5 protein-coding genes are annotated in these 8,996 nt (G+C 69.9%); 3 read left to right on the top strand and 2 right to left on the bottom strand.

The annotated features are described in order from the left end of the window. On the bottom strand, window positions 1–1,302 hold a 1,302-nt coding region (locus B7X32_RS14985; protein ID WP_292721230.1), incomplete at its 3' end, for an ATP-binding cassette domain-containing protein. Window positions 1,303–1,490: 188 nt separating this feature from the next. Here B7X32_RS14985 and B7X32_RS14980 point away from each other — a divergent pair. From B7X32_RS14980 to B7X32_RS14970, 3 genes are all read left to right on the top strand, one after another. After that, window positions 1,491–2,606: an enoyl-CoA hydratase/isomerase family protein gene (locus B7X32_RS14980; RefSeq protein WP_292721227.1), complete on the top strand. Its 1,116-nt coding sequence runs from the start codon at window positions 1,491–1,493 to the stop codon at window positions 2,604–2,606. Window positions 2,607–2,814: 208 nt separating this feature from the next. Continuing rightward, complete coding sequence (locus B7X32_RS14975; RefSeq protein WP_292721224.1) at window positions 2,815–4,542, top strand: ABC transporter ATP-binding protein; 1,728 nt, start codon at window positions 2,815–2,817, stop codon at window positions 4,540–4,542. A 38-nt stretch (window positions 4,543–4,580) separates the two neighbouring features. Continuing rightward, complete coding sequence (locus tag B7X32_RS14970; RefSeq protein WP_292721233.1) at window positions 4,581–6,812, top strand: ABC transporter ATP-binding protein; 2,232 nt, start codon at window positions 4,581–4,583, stop codon at window positions 6,810–6,812. A 283-nt stretch (window positions 6,813–7,095) separates the two neighbouring features. Here the strand turns inward: B7X32_RS14970 and B7X32_RS14965 are convergent. Then, window positions 7,096–8,996: VTT domain-containing protein (locus B7X32_RS14965; protein ID WP_292721222.1), on the bottom strand; the 1,901-nt coding region annotated here is incomplete at its 5' end.

The raw sequence follows: 8,996 nt of genomic DNA, 5'->3' as shown, positions 1-8,996 counted from the left end.
CTCGGCGCCCTCGACGGACCCAACCTCGGCGCCCTCGGCCTCATCCGCCGCCGGAACGTCCGCGGAGGACCCGTCGGTCGATGCGCCCTCCGCGCCGGGCGCGCTCTCGTCCTCGCCGGCCGCCGACTGCGCGGCGGCGAACTCGGCCGCCGCTTCGGCCGCGGCTCCGAAGAGGCCGGCGACGCCGGCGCTCGCGGCGGCCACGACCGGCACCGCCGCTGCGGCGCCGAACAGTCCCGCGGTGGGGACGTGCTCGGCATCCGCCGATCCGTCCTCGCCCGAAGCGTGCGCCAGCTCGGTCCCGCCTGCCTCCGCACCAGGCTCGGCGCCGGCGCCCGGCTCTGCACCGGCCTCCTGGGCGGCGACGACGGGCGCACCGACGACCGGGACCGAACCCGTGAGCGGATCGCGCCGGCCGTGCACGAGGTCGAGGAAGACCTCCTCCAGGCTCGGTCCGCGCTGCAGCAGCGTGGTGAGCGCGAGCCCTGCGGAGGCGGCGATGGCGCCGACCGCCGCGGCGTCGGTGTTGTGCGCGGTCAGCCCGGACCGCAGCACATCGAAGGTCAGCCCGGCGTTCTGCAGGGCGGTGGCGAGGGCCGCACGGTCGTCGGCGTCGACGACGACCGACCCCGTGGTCGGATCCGAGAGCTTGCCGATGCTGTCCGCATAGACCAGACGGCCCTTGGAGAGCACGAGCACGTTGTCGGCGATCTGCTCGATCTCGCTCAGCACGTGCGAGGAGACCAGCACCGTGCGGCCCTCGTCGGCGAGGCGGCGCATGAGCAGGCGCATCCAGCGGATGCCTTCGGGGTCGAGGCCGTTCGCGGGCTCGTCCAGTACGAGAGCCCCTGGATCGCCGAGCAGGGCGCCGGCGACGCTGAGGCGCTGCCGCATGCCCAGGGAGTACGCGCCGATGCGCGTCTCGGTCTCGTTCTGCAGGCCCACGAGGGAGAGCACCTCGTCCACGCGGGAGAGCGGGATCCCGTTCGCCTTCGCGGCGATGGTGAGCTGGCGCGGGGCCGTGCGGCGAGGCCGGTAGACGGCCTCCTCGAGGACGGATCCGACGGTCCGCAGCGGGTGGCGCAGCTCGGCGTGCGCGACGCCGCCGATGGTCGCCGTGCCCGAGGTCGGGCGGATCTGACCGAGCATCATCCGCAGCGAAGTCGTCTTGCCGGCGCCGTTCGGCCCGAGGAACGCGGTCACCGCCCCCGGCTCGATACGGGCGGAGAGGTCGTCGACAGCGGTGAGAACGCCGAAGCGCTTCGTCGCATGCGAGAACTCGAGCACTTGTCCGTCGGTCATCCGCGGCCTCTCATAGATACAGCAGTACCCCTCTATCTTGTCGGATGCGACATGAAAACGCTCGTTGATCCGGGGCATTCCGCGCAATGCGAGGGCCGTCGCGCGCTCCGCGGGAAGACGGACGCACGCTCCGTCCCCCCGGTCGCCGACGGCTCGGGCGGAGCGCCGCGCGGGGTAACGTGGCATCCGTGAGCATCGTCGAGGACGCCCAGGGATCCGCCGCCGCAGACGACGAGGTGCTCGTGCGCACCGAGGGAGCGCTGGGCTGGATCACGCTGAACCGCCCGCGGGCGCTCAACGCGCTGAGCGTCGGGATGATCCGCGCGGTGCATGCCGCGCTCGACGCCTGGCGCGACGACAGCGACATCGAGATCGTCTACATCGACGGCGCGGGGGACCGCGGCCTGTGCGCGGGCGGCGACGTGCGCGAGCTGCACCGGCAGATCACCGCGGGACGCAGCGCCGACACGGTGGAGTTCTTCCGCGAGGAGTACGCGATGAACGCGGCGATCGCGGAGTATCCCAAGACGATCGTCGCGATCGCCGACGGCATCACGATGGGCGGCGGCATCGGCGTCGCGGGGCACGCCGCGATCCGCGTGGTCACGGAGCGCTCGCAGCTCGCGATGCCCGAGGTGAGGATCGGCTTCACGCCCGACGTCGGCGGCACCTGGCTGCTCGGCCACGCGCCCGGTCGCCTGGGCGAGTTCCTGGCGCTCACGGCCGGCACGATGAACGGCTCCGACGCCCTCTACGCCGGTTTCGCGGACTTTTACGTCCCGTCCGAGCGGCTCGAGGCGCTGCGTGACGCCCTCGCCCACAGGGCGGATCCCACCGGTCCGAGCGAGATCGTCATGCTCTTCGACGAGACGCCGGATCCCTCGCCGCTGTCCGCGCAGCAGGGGTGGATCGACGAGGCCTTCTCGGCCGACAGCGTGCCGGAGATCGTGGCCCGCCTGCGGGCAAGGCCCGCCCCGGAGGTTCTGGATGGCGGCGCTCCCGAGCCCGCTCCGGCGGACACCGCGGACCTGCTCGAATCCCTCGCTCCGACGGCGCTCGTGGTCACGCTCGACGCGGTGCGCGAGGCCAGGGCGATGGACTCCGTGCGCGACGCCCTGGCGGGGGAGTACCGCCGGGTGCTGTGGTTCGTGCACAACCACCCCGACCTCGTCGAGGGGATCCGCGCGCAGCTCGTCGACAAGGACCGCGATCCGCACTGGGATCCGCAGACCCTCGCCGAGCTCGGGCCCGACGCCTCCGCCGAGGCGCGCGACTACGTGCCGCCGGTTCCGCTCTGGGCCTAGCGGCGCTCCCCGGGGCGCCGCGGTTTCTCAACCGGATCCGTAAATCTCGGCGCGAGCAGGGATTCGTTTCGCCCTCAGCGAAGATCTGAGTCGATCCTCCTCAAGGGGGATGTGAATGTCGGTGCTGCGTGGCAGGGTGTTTCGTGGTCGTTTCTCGACATCTTCCACTTCCCCTCGGGAAGTCCGCTCCCACAAGGAAAGTCCGCCTGTGCTCGGAAAGATCCTCTTCCGCTATTTGAAGCGTTACAAATGGCTGCTGCTCGGCGTCCTGGTGTTCCAGTTCGGCAGCGCCTTCGCCTCGCTGTACCTGCCGCGCCTCAACGCGGACATCATCGACAAGGGCGTCGCCAACGCCGACACCGCGTACATCTGGTCGCACGGCGCGCTCATGCTCGCGGTCTCGCTCGGCCAGATCATCGCCTCCGTCATCGCGACCTTCTTCGCCGCGCGCGCGGCGATGAGCCTCGGCCGCGACATCCGCGCCGACGTGTTCGCCCGCGTGAGCGGCTTCTCCGAGCGCGAGGTGTCCCAGTTCGGCGCCGGCTCGCTGATCACCCGCAACACGAACGACGTGCAGCAGGTGCAGATGCTCGCGATGATGGGCTCGACGATGTTCATCACCGCCCCGCTGCTCGCCATCGGCGGCATCATCATGGCGCTGCAGACCAACCTCGGCCTGAGCTGGCTGATCGCCGTCTCGGTGCCCGCGCTGCTCATCGTGGCCGGCATCATCATCGGCCGCATGGTCCCGCTGTTCCGCAGCTACCAGGGCAAGCTCGACAACGTCAACCGCATCATGCGCGAGCAGCTCACCGGCGTCCGCGTCGTGCGCGCCTTCGTGCGCGAGCGCATCGAGGAGGACCGCTTCCGCGGCGCCAACACCGACATCATGGTCGTCGGTCGCAACGTCGGATCGCTCTTCGTCCTGCTCTTCCCGCTGTTCATGCTGATCCTGAACGTCACCATCGTGGGCGTGATCTGGTTCGGCGGCATCGAGGTGAACAACGGCACGGTCGAGGTCGGCACGCTGTTCGCGTTCATGCAGTACATCGGTCAGATCATGATGGGCATCATCATGTCCAGCTTCATGGCCATGATGATCCCGCGCGCCGCGGTCTCCGCCGAGCGCGTCGGCGAGGTGCTGGACGCCGAGCAGAGCATGACCCGGCCCGAGAACGGCGTCACGAGCTTCCCGGTCCCCGGATCCGTGGCCTTCGACGACGTGTCCTTCACGTACCCCGGCGCCGAGTCGCCGGTGCTGCACGGGATCAGCTTCGCGGCGGAGCCCGGCGAGACCGTCGCGATCGTCGGATCCACCGGCGCGGGCAAGACCACGCTGATCTCGCTCATCCCGCGGCTGTTCGACGTCACGGGAGGCGCCGCGTTCGTCGGCGGCACCGATGTGCGCCAGGCCGATGTCGATGCACTGTGGAAGAGCATCGGTCTCGTGCCGCAGCGCCCGTTCCTGTTCAGCGGAACGATCGCCTCCAACCTGCGCTACGGGCGCGAGGATGCCACCGACGAGGACCTCTGGGCCGCGCTGGACATCGCCCAGGCGAGGGACTTCGTCTCGGAGATGCCGGACGGCCTGGACTCGACCATCGCCCAGGGCGGTACGAACGTGTCCGGCGGCCAGCGTCAGCGGCTCGCGATCGCCCGTGCGATCATCCACCAGCCCGAGATCCTCGTCTTCGACGACTCGTTCTCGGCGCTCGATCTCACCACGGACGCCCGGCTGCGCCAGGCGCTGTGGCGGGAGCTTCCGCACGTGACCAAGATCGTCGTGGCGCAGCGCGTCTCGACCATCACCGACGCCGACCGCATCGTCGTCCTCGAGGGCGGCACCATGGTGGCCGTCGGCACGCACGAGCAGCTGCTCGAGACCAGCGACACCTATCGAGAGATCGTCGAGTCGCAGCTGGGGGTGGACGCATGAGCGACAACGTGGACAAGAAGGCCGCACGCGCGGAGCGCATGGAGGCCCGTCGGGCGAAGTTCGCCGGCGCATCGGCGACCGCCGAGATGACCGACGCCGAGAAGGAAGAGGCCGAGCAGGCCGAGAAGGCGCGCCAGCAGGGCGGCGGCATGTTCGACGGGCCCGCTCCGGGCAAGGCGAACCAGTTCGGTCCGAGCTTCAAGCGGATGATCGGGCTGCTCAAGCCCAGCGCCGTGTGGTTCGTGCTGGTCTCGATCTTCGGGGCGCTCGGCGTCGTGCTGTCCGTGGCCGCGCCGAAGGTTCTCGGCAACGCGACCAACATCATCTACGAGGGGTTCACCTCCCTCCAGCTCGCCAAGCCGCAGAACGGCTTCCCCGGGTTCCCGAACGGGACGGACCAGGCGCAGGTCGTCGAGGCGCTGCGCGCCGCGAAGCAGAACCAGTTCGCCGACATGGTCGCCGCCTTCGGGCCGTTCAAGGTCGGCGACGGGATCCAGTTCGAGCAGCTGCGCTGGGTGATCACCGCGGTGCTCGCGATCTACGTCGGATCCGCTCTGCTGAGCTGGATCCAGGGGTACGTCATCAACGTCATCATGGTGCGCACGATGTGGCGCCTGCGTGAGGACGTCGAGGCGAAGATCAACCGCCTTCCCCTGTCGTACTTCGACAAGGTGCAGCGCGGAGAGCTGATCTCCCGCGTCACGAACGACATCGACAACATCACGCAGACCATGCAGCAATCGCTGTCGGGCGCGCTCACCTCGGTGCTCACGGTGGTCGGCGTGCTGATCATGATGTTCTCGATCTCGTGGCAGCTGGCGCTCGTCGCCCTCGTGGCGCTGCCCCTCATGGCCGTGATCTTCGGCGTCATCGGACCGCGTTCGCAGAAGGCGTTCGGGATCCAGTGGAAGAAGGTCGGCCGATTGAACGCCCGTGTCGAGGAGGCCTTCTCCGGCCACGCGCTGGTCAAGGTCTTCGGCCGCGAGAAGGACGCTCTGGACAAGTTCCAGGTCGAGAACGAGGAGCTCTACCAGGCCGCGTTCAAGGCCCAGTTCCTGTCCGGGCTGATGATGCCCGCGATGACCTTCATCGGCAGCCTGACCTACGTCGGCCTCGCGGTGCTGGGCGGACTCATGGTCGCGAGCGGTCAGCTCCGCCTCGGCGACGTGCAGGCCTTCATCCAGTACTCGCAGCAGTTCACCCAGCCGCTCAGCGAGCTGGGCGGCATGGCGGCGGTCGTGCAGTCCGGCACCGCCTCGGCCGAGCGCGTGTTCGAGCTGCTGGACGCGGAGGAGCAGGATCCCGACGCCGAGGACGCACCCACCGTCACCGACGGCAAGGGCGTCATCGAGTTCGAGCACGTCGCGTTCTCCTACACGGAGGACCGCCCGCTCATCACGGACCTGTCGTTCCGCGTGGAGCCGGGCCAGACGGTCGCGATCGTCGGCCCGACCGGAGCGGGCAAGACCACGCTGGTGAACCTCATCATGCGGTTCTACGAGCTGAGCGGCGGGCGGATCCTCCTCGACGGGCAGGACATCGCCGAGATGGAGCGTTCCGACCTGCGCTCGCGCACGGGCATGGTGCTGCAGGATCCGTGGCTGTTCGCGGGCACGATCCGGGAGAACATCCGCTACGGCCGTTCGACCGCGACGGATGACGAGGTCATCGACGCCGCGAAGGCGACGTACGTCGACCGCTTCGTGCATGCTCTCCCCGAGGGCTACGAGACGAAGCTCGACGAGGACGCCTCGAACGTGTCGGCCGGTGAGCGTCAGCTCATCACGATCGCGCGTGCGTTCGTCGCCCAGCCGTCGATCCTCATCCTGGATGAAGCCACCTCGGCCGTCGACACCCGCACCGAGCTGCTGCTGCAGCACGCGATGGCGGCCCTCCGGCACGGACGCACGTCGTTCGTGATCGCGCACCGCCTGTCCACGATCCGCGACGCCGACCTCATCCTCGTGATGGAGCACGGCGACATCGTGGAGAAGGGCAACCACGAGGAGCTCATCGCGGCGCAGGGCGCGTACTGGCGGCTGTACCAGTCGCAGTTCGAGCAGGCCGCGAGCGACACCGACGCCGACGAGGCTCTCGTCACCGGGACCGTCGCGGTTCCGGCGGACGGATCCGTCGCGTCCGAGGTCGAGGCCGGCGCCGCCGCAGCGATCGGATCCGGGGCCGCCCCGGTCGCCGTCGCCGAGCGCGTCATCGAGTCGGCCGAATCGCCGGAGGACTCGTCGTGGGAGATCGAGGACGACAGAGTCTGACCTCGTCCGCACCGACGTGAGCGCCGTCGTCCTGTTCGCAGGGCGGCGGCGCTTGCTCGTGGCCAGGCCGGCCCGGCCTCGCCTGGCCTGGCCCGGCCTCGCCTGGCTCGCCCTCGCCTGGCCCGGGGCGGCTGGCGTATCCGGCGCCTTGCGGCGTCGTTCACGTCGCGATTCTTGCTCCTCCGGGGCGGCAACAGCAGCAGAAAGTGCGACCTGAGCGGAGACAGCGCGACCTGAACGGAGGCGGTGAGGCCGGATCCGGGCGGGATCCGACGCCGGGGCGCTACTTCGTCAGGCCGAACAGCTCGAGGGGGTGCGTCAGACGCCACCAGAAGCTCGGGCCGTGCAGCGCGGTGCGCAGCTCCAGCGGCACCGAGGCGGAGTCCAGCGGGCCCTTGAGGCTGAGCGTGCCCGCCTTCTCGCCGGCCTTCCAGCCCTCGCCGAGCGAGAACTTCGTGGTCGCCGTCGCGGACGCGCCGTTCCACAGGACGACCCTGGCGCTCTCGGCGGCCACCACCTGGGTGGTCTCGCCCCACGCCGTGTCGACCGTGCCGAGCGTCGCGCCCTTGTCCACCGTCTGCGGCTGGTCCTTCAGAGCCGCCTCGAGCCCCGCGTACAGCGCGCGGGAGGCGTCGACCCGGCCCGCGTCGGTGTCCTGGCCGAGCGCGGCGACGTAGATCCGTACGATGGCGTCCCCGTCGGGGACGTCCTTGGCCGAGAGCAGGTTGTAGCGGGTGTCGGAGCCGTCGCCGATCGTGCCGGTCTTGATCCCCACGATGCCAGCGTCGTCGATGAGCCCGTTGGTGTTCTTCACGACTCCGGCGCCGGGCAGCTCGACGCTCTTCTGCTTCACGATCCCGGCGATGACCGGGTTCTTCTCGGCGATCTGACCGAGCTGGATGAGCGCGCGCGGAGTCGCGACATTGCCGAAGTCGAAGCCCGAGGGGGTCACGACCGTGATGTCGGCGAGGTCGTGCTGACTGAGCCACTGATTCGCAGCAGCCGCGTAGTTCTCATCCGAGCCCCACACCTCGCGGGCGAGGCGGTCGGCGTAGTTGTTCGCCGACCCGAGAAGGATCCCCTCGTAGAGCTGATACTGGGTGAGGGATCCGCCGACCGGGACGTCGAGCGCGGACTGATCCTGCCGGAGGTAGCCCCAGTATTCGTCGCTGTCGGCCTGCGTGAAGGCGAAGGACGGACCCTGCTCGCCGGCCTTGAGAGGCATCTTGTCGAGCGAGGCGAGCACGGTCACGAGCTTGGTGATGCTCGCCATCGGAGCGTGCTGCTCTGCCGAGGCGATGGTGCCGATGCCGGCGACGCCCACGGCGGCGCTGCCCGTCGCTGGCCAGGCCGCGGCGGCGGCGGGAGCGGCGGGGGGCTGGAACGCGACGGGCGCCGCGACGGGCTGCACGGCGTTGAGCGGCCAGAGCGCGGTCGTGGCGCCGTACGCGATGACGACGGCCAGCATCCCGCCCAGCGGCAGCAGCACGTTGCGGTGGAGCAGCATGCCCAGGCCGATGTGGTCGGCCTGGCTGAGTGCGTCGCCCAGTCCCGCACCGACCAGGGTCTCGAACACCAGGGTCACCGTGCCGCCCAGCCAGGTTGCGCCCAGGAACAGCCACAGCCGGCAACGCAGCCAGGCCAGGCACACGGTCACCGCGCCGAATGGCAGCACCGGCACGAAGCGCAGGAACAGCGTGTAGCTCACCGGGTGATGGGCGAAGCCGTGGCGCAGCCGCTCGACCAGCGCCGGCGGATGCTTGCGCCCGGCGCCGAACGCATAGCGGCTGGCCAGGAACAGGATCAGCGAGCCCAGCGTGAGCGCGATCGAGGAGTAGATCGTGCCCTCCACCACGCCGAACGCGAAGCCGCCGGCGAGGATGATCACGATGGTGCCCGGGATGCCGGTGGCCATGCCGAGCGTGAGCAGGCCGATGTAGCTGAGCCTGGCCAGCCACGGGTTGGCGGCGATCTCGGCGCGCATGCGGACCTGATGGGCGACCAGGTACTCCGGACTGAGCTGCGACAGCGCGCCGGACGCGTACAGCACCACGCCGGCCAGGAGGCAGCCGGCCGCCAGCAGCTCCAGCGGCAACGGCCAGCGCTGCTGCCAGAGGAAGCCATAGAGCAGGCCGAACAGCGTCTCGAACACGATCATTTGCCCGCCCAGGCTGAGCGGCAAGG

The sequence above is a fragment of the Microbacterium sp. 13-71-7 genome (genome assembly GCF_002257455.1).
Taxonomy (GTDB): Bacteria; Actinomycetota; Actinomycetes; order Actinomycetales; family Microbacteriaceae; genus Microbacterium.
Note: the sequence above shows the minus strand (reverse complement) of the source record. Positions and strands in the feature narration are given on the sequence as shown.

What these genes read in the sequence shown, in the direction of transcription:
- B7X32_RS14970 (WP_292721233.1), top strand. Translation starts at nt 4,581, where the DNA reads ATGGAGGCCCGTCGGGCGAAGTTCGCCGGCGCATCGGCGACCGCCGAG.